The 26391-nt window shown below is 43.9% G+C and carries 21 protein-coding genes; 16 read left to right on the plus strand and 5 right to left on the minus strand.

Annotated features, from left to right (window positions below; all coding sequences use genetic code 11):
* Nucleotides 1-373 precede the first annotated feature (373 nt).
* From mrdA to scpB, 8 genes are all read left to right on the plus strand, one after another.
* Complete coding sequence (gene mrdA / locus AB8P72_RS09645; protein WP_369957689.1) at nt 374-2356, plus strand: penicillin-binding protein 2; 1983 nt, start codon at nt 374-376, stop codon at nt 2354-2356.
* Between the two features lie 50 nt (nt 2357-2406).
* Entirely contained in the window at nt 2407-3093 is a 687-nt protein-coding gene (gene rsmD / locus AB8P72_RS09650) for a 16S rRNA (guanine(966)-N(2))-methyltransferase RsmD (protein ID WP_369957690.1), read from the plus strand.
* Nucleotides 3094-3304: 211 nt separating this feature from the next.
* Complete coding sequence (rplM, locus tag AB8P72_RS09655; protein ID WP_068407459.1) at nt 3305-3733, plus strand: 50S ribosomal protein L13; 429 nt, start codon at nt 3305-3307, stop codon at nt 3731-3733.
* Between the two features lie 10 nt (nt 3734-3743).
* Nucleotides 3744-4130: a 30S ribosomal protein S9 gene (rpsI, locus tag AB8P72_RS09660; RefSeq protein ID WP_193031305.1), complete on the plus strand. Its 387-nt coding sequence runs from the start codon at nt 3744-3746 to the stop codon at nt 4128-4130.
* Between the two features lie 416 nt (nt 4131-4546).
* Nucleotides 4547-5650: a lipid A biosynthesis acyltransferase gene (locus AB8P72_RS09665; RefSeq protein ID WP_369957691.1), complete on the plus strand. Its 1104-nt coding sequence runs from the start codon at nt 4547-4549 to the stop codon at nt 5648-5650.
* Nucleotides 5651-5814: 164 nt separating this feature from the next.
* Complete coding sequence (locus tag AB8P72_RS09670; protein ID WP_369957692.1) at nt 5815-6894, plus strand: tryptophan--tRNA ligase; 1080 nt, start codon at nt 5815-5817, stop codon at nt 6892-6894.
* Nucleotides 6895-7020: 126 nt separating this feature from the next.
* Complete coding sequence (locus AB8P72_RS09675) at nt 7021-7869, plus strand: ScpA family protein (RefSeq protein WP_238060596.1); 849 nt, start codon at nt 7021-7023, stop codon at nt 7867-7869.
* A gap of 24 nt (nt 7870-7893) precedes the next feature.
* On the plus strand, nt 7894-8439 hold the full coding sequence (scpB, locus tag AB8P72_RS09680) for an SMC-Scp complex subunit ScpB (RefSeq protein ID WP_238060593.1): 546 nt from the start codon (nt 7894-7896) through the stop codon (nt 8437-8439).
* Between the two features lie 119 nt (nt 8440-8558).
* On the opposite strand, the gene lolA is transcribed toward scpB, so the two are convergent.
* From lolA to rplU, 3 genes are all read right to left on the minus strand, one after another.
* Nucleotides 8559-9245: an outer membrane lipoprotein chaperone LolA gene (gene lolA / locus AB8P72_RS09685; protein WP_369957693.1), complete on the minus strand. Its 687-nt coding sequence runs from the start codon at nt 9243-9245 to the stop codon at nt 8559-8561.
* 340 nt (nt 9246-9585) lie between these two features.
* Nucleotides 9586-9843: a 50S ribosomal protein L27 gene (gene rpmA / locus AB8P72_RS09690; protein WP_055123782.1), complete on the minus strand. Its 258-nt coding sequence runs from the start codon at nt 9841-9843 to the stop codon at nt 9586-9588.
* Between the two features lie 91 nt (nt 9844-9934).
* Nucleotides 9935-10246 (minus strand): 50S ribosomal protein L21, encoded by a 312-nt coding sequence (gene rplU, locus AB8P72_RS09695; RefSeq protein WP_144297745.1) that lies wholly within the window; start codon nt 10244-10246, stop codon nt 9935-9937.
* A 752-nt stretch (nt 10247-10998) separates the two neighbouring features.
* Here rplU and AB8P72_RS09700 point away from each other — a divergent pair.
* From AB8P72_RS09700 to hemB, 5 genes are all read left to right on the plus strand, one after another.
* Complete coding sequence (locus AB8P72_RS09700) at nt 10999-11928, plus strand: polyprenyl synthetase family protein (RefSeq protein ID WP_238060800.1); 930 nt, start codon at nt 10999-11001, stop codon at nt 11926-11928.
* A 683-nt stretch (nt 11929-12611) separates the two neighbouring features.
* Complete coding sequence (locus tag AB8P72_RS09705; RefSeq protein ID WP_369957695.1) at nt 12612-14006, plus strand: efflux RND transporter periplasmic adaptor subunit; 1395 nt, start codon at nt 12612-12614, stop codon at nt 14004-14006.
* 34 nt (nt 14007-14040) lie between these two features.
* The gene (locus AB8P72_RS09710) at nt 14041-17289 is read left to right on the plus strand and encodes an efflux RND transporter permease subunit (RefSeq protein WP_369957696.1); all 3249 of its coding nucleotides are present in this window, start codon (nt 14041-14043) and stop codon (nt 17287-17289) included.
* Nucleotides 17286-19097, plus strand: coding sequence for an efflux transporter outer membrane subunit (locus AB8P72_RS09715; protein WP_306495211.1), 1812 nt, complete (start codon nt 17286-17288; stop codon nt 19095-19097). Before AB8P72_RS09710 ends, AB8P72_RS09715 begins: the two co-directional genes overlap by 4 nt.
* 252 nt (nt 19098-19349) lie before the next feature.
* Nucleotides 19350-20357, plus strand: a complete 1008-nt coding sequence (gene hemB, locus AB8P72_RS09720; protein WP_102076928.1) for a porphobilinogen synthase — start codon at nt 19350-19352, stop codon at nt 20355-20357.
* A 94-nt stretch (nt 20358-20451) separates the two neighbouring features.
* Here the strand turns inward: hemB and AB8P72_RS09725 are convergent, their stop codons facing one another.
* Nucleotides 20452-21429, minus strand: coding sequence for a glutathione S-transferase family protein (locus tag AB8P72_RS09725; protein WP_238060312.1), 978 nt, complete (start codon nt 21427-21429; stop codon nt 20452-20454).
* Between the two features lie 425 nt (nt 21430-21854).
* Here AB8P72_RS09725 and AB8P72_RS09730 point away from each other — a divergent pair, with 425 nt between their 5' ends.
* Entirely contained in the window at nt 21855-22628 is a 774-nt protein-coding gene (locus tag AB8P72_RS09730) for a sulfite exporter TauE/SafE family protein (RefSeq protein WP_238060311.1), read from the plus strand.
* Between the two features lie 37 nt (nt 22629-22665).
* Here the strand turns inward: AB8P72_RS09730 and AB8P72_RS09735 are convergent, their stop codons facing one another.
* Nucleotides 22666-23391 (minus strand): GntR family transcriptional regulator, encoded by a 726-nt coding sequence (locus AB8P72_RS09735; protein ID WP_238060313.1) that lies wholly within the window; start codon nt 23389-23391, stop codon nt 22666-22668.
* Nucleotides 23392-23688: 297 nt separating this feature from the next.
* Between AB8P72_RS09735 and AB8P72_RS09740 the strand changes: the two genes are divergently transcribed.
* Together AB8P72_RS09740 and AB8P72_RS09745 are read left to right on the plus strand one after the other, a co-directional pair.
* Nucleotides 23689-24978 carry an SLC13 family permease gene (locus tag AB8P72_RS09740; RefSeq protein ID WP_193031297.1) on the plus strand — a complete coding sequence of 430 codons (1290 nt, stop codon included), beginning with the start codon at nt 23689-23691 and terminating at the stop codon, nt 24976-24978.
* A 300-nt stretch (nt 24979-25278) separates the two neighbouring features.
* Nucleotides 25279-26316 (plus strand): tripartite tricarboxylate transporter substrate binding protein, encoded by a 1038-nt coding sequence (locus AB8P72_RS09745; RefSeq protein ID WP_193031295.1) that lies wholly within the window; start codon nt 25279-25281, stop codon nt 26314-26316.
* Nucleotides 26317-26391: the final 75 nt, after the last annotated feature.

A 26391-nucleotide genomic window follows, 5' to 3' on the forward strand; every position in this document is an offset into this window, starting at 1 on the left:
TGCGCCCTACTCACCACCCTAAACCTTTACTATCATTTAATGATGTTAAAAATGGCTAAAGAACAATGTCGATCATGGCAATAACGATCCTCACAAAATAGACGACTGCCTACTGCGCGCAAGTGTTTGTTCTGTTATAATTTGCGGTTGCTTAATGCTACTGGTTAGCTGAAGACGGCAAGTAAATTTTTTGACTTTTTATTGATAAATCATCGCGCTATGTTATTGAAATACTTTGTCTTATCCTTTATGCTCACCCCGCTTTAGATAAACGAGCAAACGGCTTTATCTCTCTTTGCTTTATTTATCTGTGCTTAATCAATCATCACTTTATCAACGACCATTTTACTGATCGTCTGGGTACTGACTTTATATGAACAAACCGCTCGCGTCCGATACTGAACAGGTCAATCGTATTTTTACCAGCCGCATTATTATCCTTGGGCTGTTCATGTTTGTGGGCTTGTTGGGATTGATCGCGCGGTACGGTTATCTGCAAGTGTTTGCTCATGATAAGTACACTACCCAAGCCGATAACAATCGCATCAAGCTCATCTCTGCGCCGCCCAGTCGCGGTTATATTTACGACCGTAACGGCATTATTCTCGCTGATAATCAGCCGGTATTTACTGCTATGCTCAGCCCGGACGAAGTCGAAGACCCAGAGCGCACGCTAAAACTGCTCGCGCCCATTTTTGATCTTACCGAAAAAGACATTACCGATATTTTGGCCCGCGTTAGCAAAACCAAAAATGACCCGGTGACCATCAAAATTGATTTGACCGAAGCGCAATTGGCGCAGTTTAGTGAACGTCAGCCTTTTTTTCGTGGTATCAGTATTCAGAGTAAACTCACGCGCTCGTACCCTTATGATGAGCTTTTTGCCCATGTGATTGGCTATGTCGGACGTATTAACGATAAAGAATCCAAGCAAATTAATAAGGATCGCTACGCAGGTACTGATCTTATTGGTAAAATTGGTATTGAAGATTTTTATGAAGATATCTTGCTCGGACAGCCCGGTTATCAGTCGGTAGAAACCGATGCTCATGGCAATATCCTACGTCAACTTGATACCAAAGCGCCCATTGCGGGCAATGACATCACGCTTAGTCTAGATTATGGCTTACAAACCATTGCGCAGCAGCAGCTTGATGGTCGCCGCGGCGCGATCGTCGCTATCGATCCAAAGAACGGTGATGTTTTGGCTTTTGTCAGTAACCCAAGCTATGACCCAAACCCTTTTATCTCAGGTATCTCTTTTAAGGACTACGGCGCCCTGCGAGATGACCTTGATCAGCCTCTTTACAACCGCGCGCTACAAGGGACGTATCCGCCCGGCTCGACCATTAAACCTTTTGAGGGTTTGGGCGGTATTCATTACGGCCTACGAGATTGGGAAACGACCATTTATGACCCGGGTTATTTCAGTCTACCCGGCGATTCGCACCGTTTTCGCGATTGGAAACGCGGTGGCCACGGTACGGTAGATTTAAAGAAATCCATCATGATGTCGGTCGATACCTATTATTATAAGTTGGCGTATGAGATGGGCATTCAGCGCCTTCATGACTGGATGGTGCGCTTTGGGTTTGGTGAGCAGACCGGTATTGACTTACCCAATGAAAAATCAGGCGTTATGCCGTCACCGAAATGGAAAAAAGACACCTATGATAAAGGCTGGTTACCGGGTGAAACCATCTCTGTCAGTATCGGCCAAGGGTATTTTTTAGCGACGCCATTACAGATTGCTAATGCCACCGCCATGACCGCCAATAAAGGCTATCACATTACCCCGCATTTATTAAAAAGCAGCGATGGCGCGGCGGCCATTAACGTGATTAGCAAGCCTGATGGCAAAATTGACTACAATGGCAAACCTTCTGACTGGACGCGTATGCACGATGCGATGGAACAAACGATCAAGGCGGGTACAGGGCGTGGCATTTATACCCCGCGCTATCGCATCGCTGGTAAAACCGGTACCGCACAGGTCAAATCAATTGCCCAAGGTAAAAGCTATAATAAAGCGGCACTCGATAAACGTCATTGGGATCATGCTTGGTTTAATGGTTTTGCGCCTGTAGAAGAGCCAGAAATCGCCCTGTCGGTACTGGTCGAAAATGGTGGCGGCGGTAGTGCTGTCGCCGCGCCTATTGGTCGCGCCTTATTTGATTATTGGATGCTACAGCGTAAAACCGACCCTATTTTGCCGCCAACCGCCGATGAGTTAAGAGCTATCAAGCGCCAAAAGACCTTTGAAAAGGCCATGCGCGACGCCTTACGTGATAAAAAGCAAGCGCTAGCGGAAAAAGCCGAGGCGCAAGCTGCCGAGAACGCAGCCACATCTGAATAAAATATATAAAACAAAATGCACCGAATAAAAAGCTGAAGATAAGAGACACTATGAAGAAACTCTCAAATGGTCGCGAACAAAAGAAAAATCATAAAGCAAAAAACGCAGTAGCGGGCGACGTACGTATCATCGGCGGGCAGTATAAACGCCGTATTGTGAGTTTTATCGATGCCGAAGGCTTGCGCCCGACTCCTGACCGCCTGCGCGAGACCTTGTTTAATTGGTTAATTGCCGATATTCATGACGCTAAAGTACTTGATAGCTGCGCTGGTAGCGGCGTTTTAGGCTTTGAAGCCTTATCACGTGGCGCGGCTCATACCACCTTTATCGAAGTAAATCCGGCGCAAGTCACTATGCTGCGCCAAAGCGCCGAGCAATTACGCTTAGATGCCAGTAACTATCATATTATTCAAGGAACAGCTGAGAACGCTCTGTCCCAAAACCAAACAATACAGCGACATTTCGATATTGTTTTTATCGATCCGCCTTATGCGCAAGATTTGTGGCAGCCGATTTTGACAGCGCTCATTAATCAGTCTCTAATCAGCACAGAAACGCTGATTTATTTAGAGGCGGATAAAGATTTGACCCTGCAACTGGATCAATTGGTAGCAAGTATCAACGAAAGCGCTGAGCCGCAAATAGAGATAGCGCAAGGCTTGATACGTTTTGAGTGCCTAAAACAAACCAAAGTTGGGCAAGTTGTCGCTGGACTTTATCAGCTTTCAGCGTCATAATTGTCGGGTTAACGAAAGCCATTAACAAATTTTGAAAATGTTTAAAACCGCTAAAAAACTGGCCGACGCTGCAGTTTAATGTATATAAGGCGAAAATAAACCCCAATGCAGCTTGCAAGCGTAGGCGCTACTGCTTATAATGTGCAGTCTGTTTTTTGAGAGCCCCGTTCCCAGCTAAACTCTCAACGAATTCTAATTTTAAGGTTTTATCATGAAAACACTTAGTGCAAAACCAGCTGAAGTGACCCATGACTGGTATGTCGTAGATGCTGACGGCAAAACCCTTGGTCGCTTAGCTACTGAAATCGCTAGTCGCTTACGTGGCAAGCACAAGACTTGTTATACGCCGCACGTAGATACTGGTGATTTTATCGTTGTTATCAACGCAGAAAAAATCGCGGTAACGGGCAAAAAAGCGCAAGACAAAAAGTACTATCGTCACAGTGGTTACCCAGGTGGTATTAAAGAAACCAACTTCACCAAGCTGATTGCACATAAGCCTGAAGATGTTCTACATAAAGCGGTTAAGGGTATGCTTCCAAAAGGTCCTCTTGGCTACGCGATGATCAAAAAGCTGAAACTATATGCGGGTACAGAACATCCACATGAAGCTCAGCAACCTAAAGAACTAGACATCTAAGGATATACTTATGGAACGCAATTACGGAACTGGTCGTCGCAAAACTTCTACCGCTCGTGTCTTTTTAGCGAAAGGTACTGGTGCTATCGTTGTTAACGGCAAACCACTTGATGAGTACTTCAGCCGCGAAACATCGCGCATGGTTGTTCGTCAGCCTTTAGAACTCCTTGAATCACCTACTGCTTATGACCTATACATCACTGTAAAAGGTGGCGGTATCAGTGGTCAAGCGGGCGCAATCCGTCACGGCATCACGCGTGCATTGATTGAGCTTGACGAAGCCAACAAACCTGCTCTAAAAGCAGCTGGCTTTGTTACTCGTGACTCACGTCAAGTTGAACGTAAGAAATTGGGTCTACGTAAAGCACGTAAACGTCCACAATTCTCAAAACGTTAATCAAAGCTATCTCTTTGGCTTTTACTGCTGGCGTCTTTTTCTCAGAGTCGCTGCAGCCGTATTAAGCAAAAGAGTAGATTTGCAAAACCTTATAAGCTGGTCACAGTTTATAAGGTTTTTTTATGGCTGTTTTTTAGCGCTGCTGTTTTAATTCTATAGTGAGTGAAAAGTAATATCGATACATCACGCACTGCTGATATCAATTTTTCTTGCTTGCTGTGCCTGCGCAGACAGAGGCTACAAAAAATTGATATCAGCAGTACCGTAGTGTTTTTAGGATATTTTGACTATATTATTTAAATGCCTAATAGTTTAAAAGTCCTTAGCTCTCGTTGTCGTTAGTTTATTAAAACTTGCTTGCAAACTTGGACGCGCTCCCCCATCATAATAATAACTTTTATTACCCTGTGCTCATTATGAAAGCCCCCGAACAATACGATCCTAGTAACCCATCAAAAACGGATATGCCGCCGCCTACAGGTAGGCATAATAAACAGAGTGAAATGGCTAAGTCGCCCGCCATTCCTGCTGGCATGCCTACAATTACGCAAACGCATAAGCAAACAGCGCAAGCAGAAAAAAAACCCTTTCAGTGGCAGTTTTTATTGCCGCAATATTGGGGCATCTGGCTGTTATTAGCAATTATCATGCCGATGATATATCTGCCGCTGCGTTGGCAGTTTTGGTTGGGTCGTAAACTGGGTATTTCAATCTATAAACTGGCCGGCTCGCGCAGACGTGATACCTTAATTAATTTAAGATTGGCTTTTCCAGAAAAGCCCGAAGCTGAGCGCGAGTTGATGGCAAAGCAAGTGTTTGTCAATCAAGGTATTGGGGTGTTTGAAACCTTATGTGCATGGTATCGTCCTAATATTTTTACCCGTACGGTTTCTATCTCGGGCTTACAGCACCTAGTGAATGCCCAAAACCAAGGTCGTCCAGTGATTTTACTTGGTGCGCATTATACAATGCTCGATCTTGGCGGCATGCTCTGTACGCAGTTTTTTGCCACCGATTGTATGTACCGCCCGCAAAACAATCCGCTTCTTGACTGGTTTATTTATAACGGACGTACTAAGATTTTTGGCAAGCAGATTTCTAGCCGTGACATGCGTAGCCTTGTTAATTCTATTAAAGCTAAGCACGTGATTTGGTACTCACCTGACCAAGATTATGGTTTAAAACAAGGTGTCATGGCGCCGTTCTTTGGTGTGCCCGCTGCTACTATTACCGCATCTCGGCGGATGGCAAAATTGGGTGACAAGCAAAACCCACCCGTACTCATGGCGCTGCATACTTATCGGCAAACACCTGATAACCTGCCCAAAGGCAAACGTCCGCATTATCATCTGACCATCACACCAGAGCTAGACAATTATCCAAGCGATGATGAGGTTGCCGACGCGACCCGCGTTAATGAGGTGCTAGAAGGCTTGATTCGTATCGATCCTACCCAATGGATGTGGTTCCATCGTCGCTTTAAAAACGGCCCTAACGGTCGTACCGATATTTATAAGTAGGTTTTGATTCGCTAAAAAACAGCTGCGAAATTTGCTATACTTTGCAGCTGGTATTTTATCAGCCCTATTATTTACCTCGATAACTTATCTATTTTAATAACTTACTCATATCAATAACTCACCTGCATAAATAACGATGTGAGAAATAAAATAACGGATTTTTCATGAGCACTCAAACTGACGCAGCTGTAGACAGTTCTAAACAAGAAAGTAAACGTATCCTAACCGGCATCAAACCGACGGGCATTCCTCATTTAGGTAATTACGTTGGTGCTATTCGCCCAGCCATTCAATCTATTCAAGACAGTAATGATGAAGCGTTTTTCTTTTTGGCAGATTATCATGGCATTATCGGCTGTTATGACCCTGCTGTCATTCATGAATCGACCAAAATTATTGCCGCGACATGGATTGCTTGCGGTCTTGACCCTGAACGTGTGACTTTTTATCGTCAATCTGATGTGCCAGAGATTCCAGAACTGGCGTGGATTTTAAATTGCTCATGCGCCAAAGGGCTGATGAACCGCGCGCACGCTTATAAGGCGGCAGTTGATATCAATACTGAAAAAGCCGACGTTGATCCTGACCAAGGTATCAATATGGGTCTATTTGGCTATCCAGTGCTGATGGCGGCCGATATCTTGATGTTTAATGCTACCCATGTGCCTGTCGGACGTGACCAAGTACAGCATATTGAGATGGCCCGTGATATCGCTGTTACATTTAACCATCGTTATAAACCTCTCTTTACGTTACCGTCAGCGGTTGTTGATGAAGACATCCCACTATTAACAGGTCTTGATGGTCGTAAAATGAGTAAGAGCTATAGCAATACCATTCCTTTATTTGGTGAGCCTAATCCGCAAGTCAGCCCTGAAAAGCAGATGCATAAAGCCATCATGAAAATTGTCACCAACTCGCAGTTGCCTGCTGAACCAAAAGACCCTGATGATTCTGCCCTCTTTGAGATTTATAAAGCTTTTGCGACGCCTACAGAGATTGCCGATATGCGGTCGCAGTATGCCGCAGGTATTGGCTGGGGTGATGCCAAGCAAGCATTGTTTGATAAAATCAATAGCGAGATTGCCCCATTCCGTGCTCGTTACGAAGAGCTAATGGCTAATCCAAAAGAGCTAGAAGAAATCTTACAAATGGGCGCAGAAAAAGCTCGTCGCCATAGCCGTAAACAGCTCGATAAAACTCGCCGTGCTATTGGCATTCGCCCCCTTGCTAAGCTTAAGTAAGTCTTTGATTGCTTTTACTCACAGTAATCAGGACGGATGCTAAAGGTGCAGACGGTATTGAAAAATAAAACAGCGGCTTTACCAAAGGCCGCATTTTCCGTAAGCGTGGATGAAAACGCTAAGCCTATGAATAACAATGGCAAACATCGTATTTCAATCAATAATGATATGGCGCTGCGTATTTATCAGACGCCGGTGCAGCATCTACCAGAAGATCTCTATGTACCGCCGCAAGCCTTTGCCATTTGGCTTGAGCAATTTGCTGGACCCTTAGATTTTTTATTATATCTGGTCAAAAAGAACAATGTCGATCTCACCCAAATGCCGATATTGCCGATTACTGAGCAGTATTTGGCTTATATTAGTGAGCTAGATACCGAGCATTTTGAATTGGCCGGTGACTATCTGCTGATGGCGTCGACCTTGATTGCCATTAAAACCGAGCTGCTGCTACCAAAGCCTGAAACGCCAAGCGATGAGCGCGACCCAAAAGCTGAGCTGATTGAACGCCTTGAAGAGTATGCGCAAATCAAAGTGGCCAGTCAGCGTTTGGACAATCTTGTGCGTCTTGAGCGCGATGTATTTTTAGCGCTGGTCAGTATGCCCAGTCAAGACGTTATGAATGCCGAGTTACCCAATTATTCGCCAAACCTTTTGATTGATAGCTTATTTAAAATGCAGCTACAGCCCGACTATCAAATGCATAATATCAAAGTTGATGCCGTGCCTCTTTCTGATCGCATCGCTAGTATTAGCAGACAACTAAGCACGGATGGTGCGCGCTCGTTTTATGAGCTACTGGATAAATCCCAAGGTAAGATAGGCGTCGTAGTCAGTTTTGTCGCGGTACTTGAGCTAATGAAACGGCAGTTGGTTGGTGTCGTGAATAATAAGCCAGAAAGCCAATCAGCTGCCCATAATGAAACCGCAGCAGACCGCCATATAGGACAATTAACGTTACAGTGGCTAGCTTAATGGTTTTAACAGAGAATACGTGCAATGACAGATAAGCAAAATCAAGATTTAGAAGAAATCAGCAAGCATATCGAAGTACTCCTGCACGCTTCAGAAGCGCCCCTGACTGCCAGTATTTTAAAAAAATATCTGTCATTAAACACTAAAGAGCTTACGCAAGCGTTAGCGCTAGTACAACAACGTTTAGATACTGGTGTGCTGACCTTACATGAAACGGCTAGCGGCTATCGACTGCAAGTTGCCGACGACTATAGCGCATTAATCCAGCGTGTCTTTCCTCAGCGTCAAGAGCGCCTGAGCCAAGCCCTGCTTGAAACCTTGAGTGTCATCGCCTATAAGCAGCCGGTGACCCGTAGTGATATCGAGCATGTGCGCGGTGTGACGCTATCAAGTAATATCTTGCGTCAACTGTTTGATAAAGGCTGGATTGAAGAGAAAGGTTATAAAGAAACCTTGGGGCGCCCTGCATTGCTACATACCACAGCGCAATTTTTAGATGCGTTTGGATTGACCAATTTAGATGAGCTACCGCCACTGCCCGATATGGAAGCCATCAAAGCTTTGTCTTAGTACCAAGTCGTTATTTCTTATCGATTAAAGTAAAATCTGTATATCTTGGACTTATAGCAATAAAAAAGGACAGGCTTTATAAGCGTGTCCTTTTTTTATAGGCTCAATCAGTAAAAGAATTATTGATTAATAATATCAACGCCCTTTGGCGGCGTGAATTTAAACTGACTGCTATTGATACTTGGGTTCATTTTAATACCGCTAAACTTAATTGTCGTGGTTTGTCCTAGCGTATCATTCAGCACCATCATCACAGGTTTGCCACCACTAAAGCTCATCGATAAGCTCTTAAAGCTGGCGCTATCTGATTTTGGATAGAGCACATAGTAGTTTTTATTGGCATAAGGCTGGGTGATTTTAAAGTTTTTATCAATCTTACTTGGGTCACCTGATAACAATAACGCTGGCGTGTTACCTACTTGGCTATCGACATTTTGCTTGGTCGCTTGTTCCAAGTCTTTGTCATAAACCCACATTGAGCTGCCATTCGCTACAATAAGCTGCTCTGACGGTGATTTGGTTTCCCAGCGGAAGTTATTTGGACGCTGAACACTCATGGTGCCACTAAAAGTACCGCTATTCGCACCTTTGGTGGTTTGGCTAAAATTAGCAGTCATGCTTTTGGTGTTGCTTAGTAGCTTATTTAAGCGTTTAGCGGCCGTTAAATTATCCGCAGGAGCAGCGCTTGCTGTTTGGGTCAATGCTACCATCGGCGTTGCCACCCCAAGTGCAGTCATCAATACGCCCGTTAAAGCGCCGCCCATTATTTTCTGTTTTAAAGTGGTTTTTTTTGGTAATACAGTCATTATAAATCCTCTTTTAAATGCAAAGTTGCATAAAAATAATACGTGTTAATTAAAATTTTTGTTTTCAATAAGTGCTTATCTCGCGCCAAAAAATCGACGTCAGTAAACAATGCAGACAGTGTGCCAGTTTTTTTATTGCACGCCTAGTCATGATTTGCAATCATTACTACCGCTGCCATACACGCTTGTAACCGATAGCGTTACACGGCATATGGCGCTGTTTATTCTTTACTTTTCGTATAAATGAGCGCCATAAAAAAGCCCTTACTACCAAAGGGTAATAAGGGCTTTTTAGTCATCGGATTATGTTAGTTAATAACTACATAACCTAGATGGGCAACTATGCGCTTTCAACCATAACATAACGACGGTTGAATTTACCTTTGGTCGCAAACTTTACCACACCGTCATTTAGTGCAAATAAAGTATGGTCACGACCCATGCCAACGCCTTCGCCTGCGTGAAATTCTGTACCACGTTGACGAACGATGATGTTACCAGCTGTGATAGCTTGGCCACCAAAGATCTTAACGCCTAGCATTTTTGGGTTTGAATCACGACCGTTACGGCTCGAACCGGCAGCTTTTTTATGTGCCATGAGAAAATCTCCTTGTTAATGTGACTTATCGCTAATGCGACAACTCTTAAGCATTTAGTGCGCTATTTAGCAGTAATTGCTAAGTGAATAATTAGGCATTAATGGCTTTGATTTTTAACAAGGTATACCATTGGCGGTGACCTTGCTCTTTGTGATAATGCTTACGACGGTTGTGCTTAATGATACGGATTTTTTCGCCGCGACCATGCTCAACCACTTCAACTTCTACGCTAGCGCCTTCAACGACAGGCTGACCGATTTTGACAGTTTCACCGTCAACAACCATCAATACGTCTTCAAATTTGATTGTTTCGCCTTTTTCTGCTTTTAGTAATTCAACTTTTAAAAGCTCATCGACCACAACACGGTGCTGTTTACCACCAGTTTTGATTACTGCGTACATTGTCTGACTCCGTTTAACCCGTGTGCCGTGGCTGATGTTATATCAACGCTTCAATAACGAACACGACAGGGAAAAATTAAAGGCAAGATTTTACGGCTTTTTGCTCATAAAAGCAAGCCGCGCCTCTTGTTTTTGCAAGGTGGTAATAACAATCATAGCGATTGATATAAGTCTCTAAAAAAGCGATAGATTTCACTGACAAAGGTAGTGACTACCGATGTTAAGATAAACCGCTCTATGTAGATATACTATATCAAACGCGAATGGGTTAAAATCCAACAGCCGCTATTATAGCTTATATAATCAGTGACTTACAGTTTTTTGTAAATATAAACTTTATTAACGACTATTATTAATAAAATATTGCTAACATAAGTGTCTTATTAAGAAAATATAACCAGTTAATTTTTAAAAATGATAGAAATCAAAAGGACAACACGTCGCTAAATTAAAAGTCCTAACTTACTTTCTGCTATACTTAAATCAACCATTGACCTAAACAGCTATGCTATTATGCGTCAAACGCTAGCCTAACTATTATTTGCTGCAAGCATTATTATAAATAGACCGCTATCTAAACCCATTTTTCATTTTTTTCATTGGTATGACGACTCATTATGACCAGTAATTCTTTATCGAACGCCGCCGCAACCTCGACCACGCCATTAAACGTTCTAACCAGTACGCCAAGCTCTGCCGATACGCTAAGCTATGCTGATATCCAAAGTATCGTTGCTGATGATTTTGAAATTATGGATAAGCAAGTCTTTGGCAGCTTGAATTCTAAAGTCCAACTGGTGATGAGCGTTTCGCAGCATGTGATTAATGCTGGCGGCAAACGTATGCGCCCGCTGATTACCTTATTGTGCGCGCGTATGTTTAACGACGAGCCATCGCAGCAAGCGATGCATCTTGCGGCGATTACTGAGATGCTGCATACGGCAACCTTGGTACATGATGATGTGATTGACGAGTCAGGTCAACGCCGAGGCAAACCAACGGCTAATGCTACTTGGGACAACGCCACTGCCGTGCTGGTCGGTGACTATTTAATCGCCCGCGCTTTTAACTTGTTAGTTGGTTTTCAAAGCTTGCCGTTATTGCAGGTATTCTCCGATGGTACTTGTGATATCGCCGAGGGCGAAGTCTTACAGCTACAGCATCAGCATAACCCTGCAGCCACTGAACAAGACTACCTAAATATCATTGATGGCAAAACCTCGCGCTTATTTATGATGGCGACCCAAGGCGCGGCTATCTTGCAAAATAGAACGGAGCATCTGCAAGCACTGGCTGATTTTGGTCAACACTTCGGTAACGCTTTTCAAATCGTCGATGATGTACTCGACTACAGTGGCGATAGTGAAGTGATGGGCAAGAATTTGGGCGATGATTTGGCAGAAGGCAAACCTACGCTGCCAACCATTAAGGCACTTGAACTATTAAAAGACAGCGATAAAGCAGGCTATGAGCAATTACGTCTTGCGGTGCAAACGGGTAAAACGCCAAACGCTGAGCAGCTTATCGAGCTCGTCCGTCAATCAGGCTCACTTGAGTATTGTAAGCAGCGTGCTTTAGAAGAAACCAAACTGGCTCAGCAAGCGCTAAGCAGCTTACCTGATAACCGCTACCGTCAAGGGCTATATCAGCTGACTGAGCTTGCCAGCGCGCGGTTAGTGTAAGTATTACTAGCCAATATATTATTTATGCTTAAAAATATTATTGATGCTTAAAATGTTTAAGCATCAATAACAAAAAGTATGTGACTATTTAATTTTTAGTTAAGTTCTACTTTATAATAATAAAATAAATAAGATGAGAGAATAAGGTTGCTATACACGCAGCTTTTTCATTACCCATCGCTTTCTTCGTTCAATTGTTCTTATTTTTCCCTGAAATTTTAGCGTTCACACTTAAGTATTGCTAAGACACCGTTTTTCTGTACATGCCATTTTCTACTGTATTTTTATATGGTTTTCTTGCTACTATCTCTGAATCGTATTTAAAAAAACAAAATTTAACAATATTTTGGCGCTGTATTCATTACCAATCTTACAAAGTATTTAGAAGGTTACGCTTGTATTATCAATGGTTGTTAGACCTTTATTGAAAAATGAGCTTATCACAAGGTAGATGAAGGTTTTTTTGCATCTTGACTGTGGGGTATACCCTATAGTTTATAATCATGCATTACTTTAAATCTGCTTAGCCGATTGTTCTGTGTTTAGTTATTATATTATCTATTTAGTAATGAACTCTAACAGCGGTAAAGGCATATTACGTTTCATATTTACTTCGTTAAGATTTATCCATAAACTTTTTAAACTGTAATTATTATATGATATTTATATTGCCGAGGACATTGATGAAGCACTCTACTCTTGCGCTTGTAATAGCATCTGTACTATCTGGCGCTGTATTGGTCGGCTGTGATAAAAATGAGGACGCAGCTGGGGCAGCGGCGCAGCAGCAGATGCCACCTGCCGTCGTCAACGTTCAGACTGTCACTCTAGATACCGTACCGCAAGTACAAACCTTTGCTGGACGTACCGCCTCTTACCAAACCGCCGACGTTCGCCCACAGGTAAACGGAATTATTGACGAGGTGTTGTTCCGCGAAGGCAGCAACGTTAAAAAAGACCAACCTTTATACCGTATCAATACCGATAACTACGCGACGTCTATCACCAGTGGGCAGGCGGCCATTCAACAAGCTGAAGCCAATTATCAGACGGCGTTGGCAAATAATGCCAATGCCAAAGCTGAGCTGGTCAGTCGCCAAGCGTCTTTATCGCAAGCACAAAATGACTTAAATCGCTTGCAAGGTTTGATCGAAATTGATGCCATCTCAAAGCAGCAATACGACCAAGCGGTTACCCAAGTTCGCACTGCACAAGCAGCAGTCGAAAGCGCGCGTGCGGCGATTGGACAAACCGAAGCTGGTATTGAGAGCGCTAGAGCCGGTATCCAAACGGCAAAAGCAAACTTACAAGCCAGTACACTAGATCTTAACCGTACTATCGTACGAGCGCCGCTCGCAGGTCGTACTGACCGCTCTAGCGTTACTGCTGGTACCTTGGTTAGCGCCGGACAACCAGATCCTTTAGTGACCATCTCGCGCTTAGATCCTATCTATGTCGATATCAGCCAGTCATCCTCTGAGCTGCTTAAACTACGCCAGCAAATTTCTGCTGGTAAAGCGCAAGCGGGTATGAATTCGGTTGAGTTGGTATTAGAGGACGGCTCAACGTATCCGGTACGTGGCGAGCTTGCCTTATCAGAAGCAAAAGTTGATGAATCAACGGGTGCTGTGACCTTACGTGCAGTCTTCCCTAATAAGAATAATATCTTGTTGCCGGGTATGTATGTCAGTGCGCGCTTGACTCAAAGCGTCATCACTAACGCCGCTTTAGTGCCACAAAGTGCCGTTATGCGGACACCGAAAAGCGAAACGCAAGTTTATATCGTTGATGAAAATAACAAAATCCAAGTACGTCCTGTCACTATTAATGGCACCTACAAAGATCAGTGGGTCGTCACTGATGGCTTAAAAGCAGGGGATAAAGTGGTGGTGATCGGTGGCTCAAAAGTCAAACCTGAGCAAGAAGTCGTCGCCAAACCTTTAGAAAATCCAAATGCTGCTCCTGCTAAGCCAGGCGCGCCTACTGCTCAAACGCCGCAGCAAGCTGCAAAAGCGATGGATAAGCCAGCTAGTAAAGATGCCTCTGCTAAAAAACCAGCAGAATCTACCGCTAACTAATTCCATTCAAAGATAGGAAGACTAGGAATATACTATGTCACGTTTTTTTATTGATCGCCCTATTTTTGCTTGGGTGATGGCTATTTTGGTCATGCTCATCGGGGTAATATCGGTTATTAACCTACCGATTGAGCAGTATCCACGCATCGCACCGCCGACCATCTCGGTGAGCGCAAGCTATCCTGGTGCGAACGCGCAGACCGTTGAAGATTCAGTGGTTCAGATTATCGAACAACGTATGAAAGGGCTTGATGGCTTGATGTATATGTCATCATCGAGCTCGTCAAATGGTGGCGCATCTGTAACGCTTACCTTTGAAAACGGTACCGATCCTGATACCGCACAGGTACAGGTACAGAACAAACTGCAAGCCGCGATGAGTTCACTCCCTGAGTCCGTACAGCGTCAAGGTGTCAACGTCAATAAATCCTCTAGTAGCTTTTTAATGGTACAAGGGTTTATCTCTGAAGACGGCAGTATGGATAACAGCGATATTGCTGACTATATCAACTCTAACGTCGTTGACCAGCTCAGCCGTGTTGAAGGTGTTGGTGAAGTGCAGGTGTTTGGTTCAGCCTATGCCATGCGTATCTGGCTTGACCCTTCGCTGCTACGTAGTTATAACTTGGTGCCAGCTGATGTGGTCAATGCCGTACGTGCACAAAACGCGCAGGTGTCTGCCGGCCAATTAGGACAAGCACCTGCGGATACGGATCGACAGGTTATTAACGCCACGGTTACCGTGCAAAGCTATTTACAAACCCCTGAAGAATTTAAAAACATCTTATTAAAAACCGATACCTCTGGGGCAAAGGTTCGCCTAGGTGATGTTGCAAAAGTTGAAATCGGCAGTGAAAACTACAGTGTGACTGCGCTTTATAATGGGCAGAGTTCCGCTGGTCTCGGTATTTCTTTGGCGGGTGGTGCAAACGCGCTTGAAACTCGTGAAGCCGTTGGCGTTCGTATGGCGGAGCTTGAACAGAACTTCCCAAAAAATCTGACGACCGTTGTTCCTTATGACACCACGCCATTTGTACGTTTGTCTATTGAGCAAGTGGTCAAAACACTAATCGAAGCGATTGTTTTAGTCTTTATCGTCATGTTCATTTTCTTACAGAACTGGCGCGCGACCATTATTCCAACGCTTGCTGTACCCGTGGTATTACTGGGTACTTTTGCCGTCTTATATATCGCTGGCTTTAGTATCAACGTATTGACCATGTTTGCCTTGGTATTGTCCATCGGTCTACTGGTCGATGACGCCATCGTTGTCGTCGAAAACGTTGAGCGTATCTTGGAAGAAGACCCTCATATTTCCATTAAAGACGCGACGATACAATCGATGGGCGAGATTAGTAAAATCGTTGTCGGTATCGCCTTGATTCTATCGGCTGTTTTCGTACCGATGGCCTTCTTTGGTGGCTCAACCGGCGTCATTTATCGTCAGTTCTCCATTACCCTGATTACCGCGATGGTACTGTCAGCATTAGTGGCGCTTATCTTTACCCCTGCCCTATGTGTGACCTTGCTGAAACGTAGTAAGAGCCACGAGAAAGGAACTACTGAAGAGCAAAAAGGTTTCTTCGGTTGGTTTAACCGCTCTTTTTATAAAGTCAGCCGTAAGTATGAAAACTCTGTCGGTAAAAGCTTTAAATTTAAATGGCTATACTTAATCGGTTATGCCGCCATTATCGGCGTCATGGCCGTGGTATTCTTACGTATTCCGGGCTCGTTTTTACCCGAGGAAGACCAAGGTATTATGTTTACCTTAGTACAGCTTCCTGCTGGGGCGACGCTTGATGAAACGGAAGCAGTACTAGAAAAAGTCACTAACTATTACGAAACCCAAGAAAAAGACAACGTGGCGTCTGTGTTTTCTGTGGCAGGCTTTAGTTTCGCCGGTCAAGGTCAAAACATGGGTCTGGCTTTCGTACGTTTGACAGACTGGGCGGAGCGAAGCGGCGATGAAAATACCGCACAAGCGGTCGCTGGTCGAGCAATGGGTTATTTCTTTACCCAGTTAAATGAAGCACAAGTCTTTGCGATTGTACCGCCAGCTATTACCGAACTAGGTAACGCCAGTGGTTTTGACTTGATGATTCAAGATACGGGTAACGTCGGCCATGAAGGCTTACTTGAAGCGCGTAATATGCTGCTCGGTATGGCTGCTCAAAACGATCAAGTAACAGGCGTGCGTCCAAACGGCCAAGAAGATGCGCCACAGTTAAAAATTAATATCAATCAAGAACAAGCCGCTGCTTATGGGCTGTCATTGGCTAATATTAATAGCGTCATTTCTACTGCTTGGGGTTCAAGCTATATCAATGACTTCGTCGACCGTGGTCGTATTAAGCGCGTGTTTGTCCAAGGCGAGCCAAGCAGTCGTACCAATCCTGATGATATCGGCAAATGGTATGTACGTAATGATTCCGGTGAAATGATTCCTTTTGATGCGTTCTCAAGCAGCGAATGGCAGTCAGGCTCGCCGCGTCTAACCCGTTATAACAGCTTACCGTCAATGAATATCCAAGGTAGCGCCGCCCCTGGTCTTAGTACGGGTGAAGCGATGAGCTCGATGGAAGCGATGATGCAAAAGCTACCTGAAGGTATCGGCTATGAGTGGACGGGTATGTCACTTGAAGAGCAAAAGTCAGGTGCCCAAGCGCCGATGCTTTATGCCCTGTCGATCTTAGTGGTATTCTTATGTCTCGCCGCTCTATATGAAAGCTGGTCTATCCCCTTCTCTGTACTATTGGTTATTCCGCTTGGGGTGCTAGGTGCGGTGATATTTACCTGGCTACGCGGCTTTAATAACGATATCTACTTGCAAGTTGGTCTACTAACAGTCGTTGGTCTATCAGCCAAAAACGCTATCTTGATTATTGAGTTTGCAAAAGAGCATCAAGAAGAAGGTAATACGCTAAAAGAAGCGGTTATGATAGCGGCGCGTCAACGTCTGCGTCCAATTATCATGACCTCACTTGCGTTTGGACTTGGTGTTGTGCCATTATTCATCGCCACAGGTCCGGGCTCAGGCAGTCAAAACGCCATTGGTACCAGCGTGGTAGGTGGTGTTGTCACCGCGACGTTATTAGGTATCTTCTTTATTCCAATGTTCTTTATTTGGGTACGTAGTTTATTCCCTTACAAATATGAGAATAATAAACCCAACAATAAAGATGACGGTGACGACGGCACACCTGGCCCGCAAAACCCAACGCCTTCTGACCCAATGCCTTCTGATAGTTATCAGCCTGCAAGCTTTGGAGATAATATACAATGAGTGCTCAAAAAAACTTTACCTTAAACTCAGCAGCGGTAGCTACTATAGCTACCACTGCCCAACCAGCGCTAGCAGTACTGCGTAAAAATGGCGGTCGCCTCATTGGCCTCACCGCCTTAGCACTGAGCATGGCTGCTTGTAACACCATTCCAAAAGCAGATATGCGTCCTGTGCTTGCTGAACCAAACGTGCCTATCGAACAAACCTATGGCGCGTTCGACAAAGAAACCGTCAGCAGCGCCAATCAAGCCAGTATTGCCGCGCAGCGCTGGCAGGAGTTTTATAGCGACGAGCGCTTAAAAGGTCTGATTGCCTTAGGCTTAGAGAACAACAAAGACTTTGAAAGTGCACGTCTAGCCATTGAGAAAGCACGCGCGCAATATCAAATTACCGATATCAATGACCTGCCTAGAATTGATGGTAGCGGTGGTTATACGCGTCAAGCGCAAAACAGAACGGATAAAAACCCTAACAGCTCATATAATGTCAATCTTGGCTTGGCCAACTATGAGTTAGATTTTTGGGGTAAAATCGCCAGCTTAAAAGAGCAGGCGTTACAGAACTTCTTAGCGACTACGGCAGCGAAAGACACCACCCAAATCAGCTTGATTAGTAATATTGCTCAAAGCTATGCCAATTTGAGCTATAGCCTTGCGCAGTTAAAACTGGCTGAAGCGACGGTCGAAAGCCGTGAGAAGTCTCTATTTATCGCTGATAAACGCTTTGAAGCGGGTATAGATCCCAAACTGCCGTCTTTGCAAGCCAGTGCATCACTAGAGAATGCCAGACTTGCCGTTTTACAGGCGCAAAGCAGTATTTTAAGATCGCGTAATGCGCTGCAGTTTTTGGTCGGTGGCCCCATTCCAACCAATCTTATTCCAGCGCCTGCAGTTAGCAATATTACAAGCCAGCAGATATTTAGCGCCGGCTTACCAAGTGAATTGCTGCGCTATCGCCCTGATGTATTGGAAGCAGAGTACAATCTAAAAGCGGCGGGTGCCAATATCGAAGTAGCACGCGCCTCTTACTTCCCATCTATCAGCTTAGCCAGTAGCGTGGGCTTGAGTAGTGGCAGTTTAGATGATTTATTTAAGAGTGGTTCGGTTGGCTGGTCATTTGGTCCAAGCATTAGCGTACCTATTTTTGATGCCGGCCGCTTAGATGCCAATTATGATGTGGCGAAAATTGAGCGCGAACAGACGCTAGCAAACTACGAGCGCTCTATTCAAACCGCGTTCCGTGAAGTATCGGACGTCCTAGCGACACGCGCGACATTGGGCGACCAGTTGGCCGCGCAGTACCGTCTGCAAGATAACTTTGAACAAACGTATCAGATTGCCGATGCGCGCTTTAAAGCGGGTATTGCCAACTACCTAGATGTACTCGATGCGCAGCGTTCGCTATTTTCAACGCAACAAGGTATCTTGGACTTAGAGCTACAAAAAATCATCAGCCAAATCGAGCTTTATCAAGTGCTAGGTGGCGGTGCCAACCTTGATGTACCAACTGTCATTCCTGTACCGCATAAAAACTTAGTGCAATTGGTCAATCTACCGGCCAATAGCAATAAAGCCAAAGCGGTCGATGCTATCGAAGCTGCCAGCTCAGCTCGCGTGGCTTCTGCACAAGAAGCGCAAGCGATTAAGCAGGCACAGCCAATAGAGAAAGCAACTTTTAACCCAACGGCTGTTGTCGATGTCAATAATGATGGCAAGACAGACGCTGCTGTCGGCGTGGTCACTGAAAAGACCACTACGAAAGAGGCCAATGTTGAGCAAGTACCGGTCACGCAGATTAATGAGCGTTAAGTAGCTCTAAAGGTTGTGGGAAAATTTTCCTCACCTTGATAGTCGATATCTACAATCAGCCCTACCGACTTGGTAGGGCTTTTTGCTTTCGATAGTCACTATTGGTTATAGTAGTGCCAGTTATCGCGCAAAATTATACTAACAACCTTTTTATTCTCTTAATGATACCAATCTTATAAAAACCAGTCTTTAAAACAGCTGTTTCCATGAAGCTGATAAATAACCATGCTTAAAAACAAATAAGGAAACCTCATGACTTATACTTTTAACCGTCAATTCCCTGAAACCCGCTTGCGTCGCTTGCGTTATAACGATAATGTCCGCGCGATGATTCGTGAAGTTGAGCTGCATCCTAAGCATTTTATCGCCCCTGTTTTTGTCTTAGAGGGCGAAAACAAGCGTGAAGCAATCGCTAGCATGCCAGGCGTTGAGCGCCTATCGATTGATCTGTTGATTAATTATGCCAAAGAATTATTAGCAGAGGGCGTCACCACTATCGATATCTTTCCTGTCATTGATAATTCATTAAAAACGCCTGATGGCAAATCGGCTTATGATGAAAATGGCTTAAGCGCGCGCGCCGTCAAAGCGGTCAAAGATGCCGTGCCAGAAATGGTGGTAATGACTGATGTGGCGCTAGACCCTTATACCTCTCACGGTCAAGACGGTCTGCTCGATGACAGCGGCTATGTGGTCAATGATGAAACCGTCGAAGTCTTGGTCAAGCAAGCACTCGTCCACGCTCGCGCAGGCGCTGATATCATCTCGCCAAGTGATATGATGGATGGCCGTATCAAAGCTATGCGTGATGCCTTTGAAGCTGAAGGCTTTGTCAACACCGCTATCATGGCCTATTCTGCCAAATATGCTTCTGCTTACTACGGTCCGTTCCGTGATGCCGTTGGTAGCGCCGGCAACTTAAAAGGTGGGCATAAAAAGCAGTATCAAATGGACTTTGGCAACCGCGCCGAAGCGCTGCACGAAGTTGCCATGGATATCAATGAGGGTGCTGATATGGTGATGATTAAACCGGGTCAGCCATATTTAGACCTGATTCGTGAAGTTAAAAACACCTTTGGCGTACCAACCTTTGCGTATCAAGTGTCTGGTGAATACGCCATGCATATGGCTGCTATTCAGAACGGCTGGCTGACCGATGCGGTGATTTTGGAATCCTTGATTGGTTTCCGTCGTGCGGGCGCTGATGGGATTTTGACGTATTTCGCCCTAGAAGCGGCTCGTCAGTTGAATAACGCTTAATATAAATTAAATCGCTTTATACAAAGAACCGCGCCAGCTTCTATAGAAGCTGGCGCGGTTTTTTCTTAGCTTAATTTAAAAAGCTCAATAAAAGCTAGAAATGCGTACGGTCATGAGGTTCGTTAAAGTCAAGCAGCGGACCGACGGGGATAATACGCGTGGGATTGATGTTGGCGTGACTGGTATAATAATGCGCCTTGATATGCTCGATACTGACCGTCTCGGCGATACCGGGCACCTGATATAAATCACGCAGATAGCCCCAAAGGTTGGGATAATCAACAATACGGCGGATATTACATTTAAAATGCCCAACATATACTGCATCAAACCGTACTAGCGTGGTGAATAAACGCCAATCGGCTTCAGTAATCGTATCACCGAGCAAGTAACGTTGGTCAGCTAAGCGCACCTCTAGCGTATCAAGCGCGTCAAATAGCATCACTACTGCTTCTTTATAGGCAGCTTCGGTCGTGGCAAACCCTGCTTTATACACGCCGTTATTGACCGCTGAATACACGAATTCATTAATCGTATCGATTTCTGCAAGCAACGCTTTTGGTAAAAAATTAACGTCCGTCGCCCCTACTTCATCGAAAGCAGAATTTAACATCCGAATAATCTCAGACGATTCATTACTAACGATGGTATTGGTTTTTTTATCCCATAATATTGGCACTGTGACGCGTCCAGTATAGTTGGGCTTAGCCGCTACATACACCTCATACAAATAGCTGGCATTGACAATCGGATCGGCAATCACGCCAGCACCTTCTGCAAACGTCCAACCTTTATCGCCCATAAAGGGATGCACGACAGACAGCGAAATCATATCTTCCAAGCCTTTGAGCTTGCGATAAATCGTGGTGCGGTGCGCCCACGGACAAGCAAGCGACACATATAAATGATAGCGATTGGCTTCGGCCTTAAAGCCACCCACGCCGGTTGGGCCTGCGCTACCGTCCGCTGTTACCCAGTTTCTAAAACCAGCATCTTTGCGTACGAAGCGTCCACCGCTCGCCTCGGTGTCATACCACTTATCTTGCCATTGACCATCGACCAATAAGCCCATGTTTTGCTCCTATTTATTTTAGTTTTAAATGAATGGATACTAAAAACGACTGCTAGCAAACAATCAGCATTAAATAACTGTCATCGTTATTAGTTTTAAGAGTTATAGTAACATTTCTATGTTGCCTAGCCCTAAAGCTTTGTTCGTCTCTCAAACAAAGCTTAATGGCTAGCAGGTCTGGCGGAACAACAATGAGCAAGCGTTGGTGCCACCATACTTTATCAAAGATTAAGATAATGTAAGTCTCTTTCAAACAGCATTAAATACCAGTTATTTTGAACTGAGCTATTATTAGTTTTACGGGGTATTGCCGCAGTTTGCATTTTAGGGGCTGTAATAAAGCAGATTACTAGTTTAAACATCTCGACTACTCATACTATCAGTCATTTAAGATACTTTAGAATTTGATGGAATAGGATTTTATAGTGACCAGTGTTTTAGAGCTATTGCACACCATCCCGAATTGGCACTTGGCAGGCTTGTTTGTCGCTGGCATGGTCGCTTTTATCATCTCTACGGTGTCTGGCGGCGGCGGGGCCATGCTATTGATACCTGTCACCTCTTCAATGATAGGAACGGCCGTTACGCCTCCCGTGATCAATTTGGCCACGCTTATTAGCAATGCCTCACGGCTCTATCTATTTTGGCATGACATCGATTGGTCCTTGACCAGATACTATGTTCCTAGTGCCATTGTAGGGGTATGGCTTGCCGCCTTGGTATTTAGCCGCTTGGATGCAGGGTGGATTCAGTTATTGGTTGGCGTATTTTTGGTATCGACCATCTTCCAATATAGGTTCGGTAAAGTCGATAAAACCTTTGATATGCCAAAATTCGGCTTTATACCTTTGGGTTTTGTCATTGCTTTTATGAGTACTTTGGTCGGTGGTCTCGGCCCTATACTCAACCCTTTTTATATGAATGCTGGGCTAGAAAAAGAAAACCTGATTGCTACTAAAACTGCCAACTCCTTTTTTGTGGGTATCATGCAAATCGGCGGCTACGCTTTCTTTGGCGTATTCCCTGCCAGACTTTGGCTATATGGACTGGTACTAGGGTTAGGCGCGGTCGTCGGCAATATCATTGGTAAGCATTTTTTAGCGGGAATGACGATTAGTCAGTTTAGAATAATGCTACTCATACTCATGGTTATTAGTGGGCTGATAATGATAATAAGAAACGTCAATGTGCTGTTTTAATAAGTCATTTGGTTTTATTGACGGTCTATCATAATGATTAAATGATATTGATTTCATAACTAAATTTCCCTGCCAGTCCATATGACTCTCTATACTCGATAGGGTCACCCTCTAAATTTTTGGCAATACGGCATACTTTAACCAAACTTTCTTGTTTATTATTGCCTAAATAAGGGTCTATATGATTGGTTATAAAAAATAGAGTCTCGACGGCAGACGACACAAACTGTCCACATTTTGTATAATAAAAAGGATAAAGAAGATTCTCAAAATCTTCAGGCGCCAAGTTGGTAAAGGCTTCGTAACAGCTTTTAGGAAGCCATATCTTTTCACTCAGTAAGACTTTGTCTTCGACGATACGAACCCGCTCTATATAAATGAGCGCTTCATGTTCATCTATATCTAATTTTTGGTTAATATCATCAATCGCGTCTATCACTGAGATTTTTTTAATTATTCCTGTTGGCGTGACATAACCAGATTCTTTATCACGAAATTTAAAAAATCTTAATAATGAGCTATTAAAATCTGGACGCTTTAAAAACGTCCCTCTGCCCTGCTGTTTTATTAAAACCCCTTCCTCCACCAGTTTTTCAACCGCTTTACGCACGGTGCCTACCGATACCTGATATTTATCAGCAAACTCTTGCTCGCTAGGTAAAGGTGTGTTTTCATCCCACTTGCTCTCTGTCAGTAAGGTTTGTATGTGCCATCTTACCTGCTCATATCGTGGCATTTTAAAGTTTTTGAAATTGTCTATCATTGTTTCACCGTCATGGAAAATTTTTAATAACTCGATTTTTTTAAGCGACATTATTGCCGTAAAAGTAAGACTATTCTAATCGTTTTAATAGGTATTTTTGATCCGCTTGTTATTATCAACCTTATCTAATTCATATGAGTTTTTTTGCTATCATTCTACTTAATTAGAGGCGCTGCTAAGGCTTATTTGACTTATCGTTTATAAAGTTATTTTTCAATATTAGCGTACTGCTTTTTACTCTATAAAAGCTGCTATGGCTTTTTATAGAATTCATACCGTTAAAATCAAGGGGCAGTTGTGACACTTTATATTCTCGCAGCCATCGTAATATGCATTATTTTAGGCTATACCACCAAAATCAATATCGGCTTGTTTGCTATTGCGTTTTCGTATCTGATTGGTTGTTTCGGTATGGGTCTAAAGGCTTATGAGATTATTGAGCTATGGCCGCTAAAAATCTTCTTTGTTATTTTTGCTGTGACGCTTTTTTATAACTTCCCTCTCGCAAACGGTGCGTTAGAGAAATTATCGAATCATTTAATCTATAGGTGTCGTCATTTTCCAGCATTTTTGCCATTGATTATATTTTTTGTTGCTACAGTTGTCGCAGGCTTAGGCGCAGGCTATTACACCGTTTTAGCGACAATGGCACCGATGATTTTGCTTTTGTCTAAACGCACCAATTTAAATATCGTCATTGCCACCTTATCTGTCAATTATGGCGCGCTCGCCGGTGCTAACTTTATTACCTCACAAAGCGGCGTTATCTTTAGGGAGCTGATGCGCGGCGCAGGTGTGGCAAACGACAATAGCTTTACGTATGTTTTAGGGGTTTTCGCTGCTACTTTTGTCATACCTGTAATTCTCTTGGGTGGCTATAGCGTGTTCAATGCCAAAAATAGCAAAATCTCGATTCAAACGACAGTGCCAGAGCCTTTTGATAGTAAGCAAAAACAATCTATTATGCTGATTTTTATCATGATGGCGACTGTGCTTATCGTGCCCATTTTAAATCTGCTCATGCCGCAAATATCAGCGATTGAGTTTTTGAACGCTCGGATCGATATTGGTTTTATCGCGGTTATTTTTGCTTTAATCAGCCTATTTTTAAAGTTAGGCGACGAAAGAGCGGTGATAGCACTCATACCTTGGAATACGCTTATTATGATTTGCGGTGTCGGTATGTTGATTCGCCTCGGTGTAGAGGTAGGAGTTATTTACGAGCTAACCGAATGGCTCAGTACCAACGTCCCTATCTGGTTGATACCGACGCTAGTCTTCGTTATCAGCGCAATCATGTCCGTATTTGCCAGTACACTTGGCGTCGTCGCCCCTACTTTATTTCCTATAGTGTTACCCCTAGCCGTTGCTTCTGGCATAAGTCCTTTATTACTCTTTACCTGTATTGTTGTGGGCGCGCAAAGCTCATCACTGTCACCTTTTTCATCAGGTGGTAGTCTCATGTTAGGCGCCTCTCAAGTCGTTATAGAAAAAAATAAGCTCTTTACTGCTCTGTTATTCAAAGCTGTGCCCTTAGACATTTGTGTTGGGATAATAGCAATCTTAGTGATCCAACTTATCTTTTAATCCCTTATAAATAAGAGAAAGCTATAAAAGTGTTTGTTATTTATAACTGAAAGCTAAGCATAGGAATAATAGTCAATACCCTTATGCGTCTCTATAGTATAATAAAATTCATACAGACATACATATGTTTCTTGTCATTTACAAAATATTCTGTTACTTTTATACAGTGACAAAAAAACATATTTTGATGAAGTACAGTAACTTCGTTAGTCTGATCGTAGCTTCAAACCTTAATAACGGGTTGCGCCGATCAGAATTCTATTGAAACTTTAGTATAAATATACACACAAGGAGTGTCGTGTGAAAAAACTTTCCTATCTGGCTCTTGGCCTATCTATTCTATCTTTGACTGCCTGTAATAACGCTAATGAAACGGCCAGTACAGATGCAGCAGCGACAGATGGCTCAAGTGAGCTGACTGCTCCTTCACGTCCTGAATGTATCGCACCTGCCAAGCCAGGCGGCGGCTTTGACTTGACTTGTAAGCTTGCTCAAGCGGGTTTGAAAGACACTGGCATCTTAAAAGACCCTATGCGTGTGACTTATATGCCAGGCGGGGTTGGTGCGGTTGCTTATAACAAAATCGTTGCCAATGATCGTGATAACGGTGATGCCATTATTGCCTTCTCAACCGGCTCTATTCTTAATTTATCGCAAGGTAAATTTGGTAAATTCACTGAAAAAGATGTGAAATGGCTAGCCGGTGTCGGCACAGATTATGGCGCTGTCGCCGTCAATGCGGATTCAGACATCAAAACTTTAGATGATTTGGTTAAGGTTCTAAAAACAAATCCAAAATCAGTCAGCTTCGGCGCGGGCGGTAGTGTCGGCGGTCAAGATTGGATGCAAACTGCCATATTGGCCAAAGCCGTTGGCGTCAACCCTAACGACATGACCTATGTTGCAATGGAAGGCGGCGGTGAAGCAATCACAGCGGTTATGGGTAATCACATCACCGCCGTTAGTGCGGGCATTGCCGAGCTTATGCCGCAAACCACTGCTGGTAAATTGCGCGTCCTAGCCGTATTTGCCGATGAAAGGTTAGGTGGCACTATGAGCGATATTCCTACTGCTAAAGAGCAAGGCTATGATGTCACGTGGCCGGTCGTACGTGGATATTACATGGGTCCAGATGTGAGCCCAAGTGCTTATAACTGGTGGAAGAATGCCTTTGATAAGATGCTTGCTGATCCAAAGTTTGCTGAGCTACGTGAACAGCAAGAATTATTGCCATTCTCTATGACCGGTGAAGAGCTACAAGAGTATGTTTATAAGCGTACGGGTGAGCTTCGTGAGTTGTCTGCTGAATACGGTCTTGTTGAGGCTGAAGCCAAATAGTGAGCTTGGTGTTCAATCACGTTATTGATTGAATACTAAAGTTTGATCGTATTCTTAAAAGGCTGGCAGAAAATA

Source organism: Psychrobacter sp. CLB018 (assembly GCF_041222815.1).
Taxonomy (GTDB): Bacteria; Pseudomonadota; Gammaproteobacteria; order Pseudomonadales; family Moraxellaceae; genus Psychrobacter; species Psychrobacter faecalis.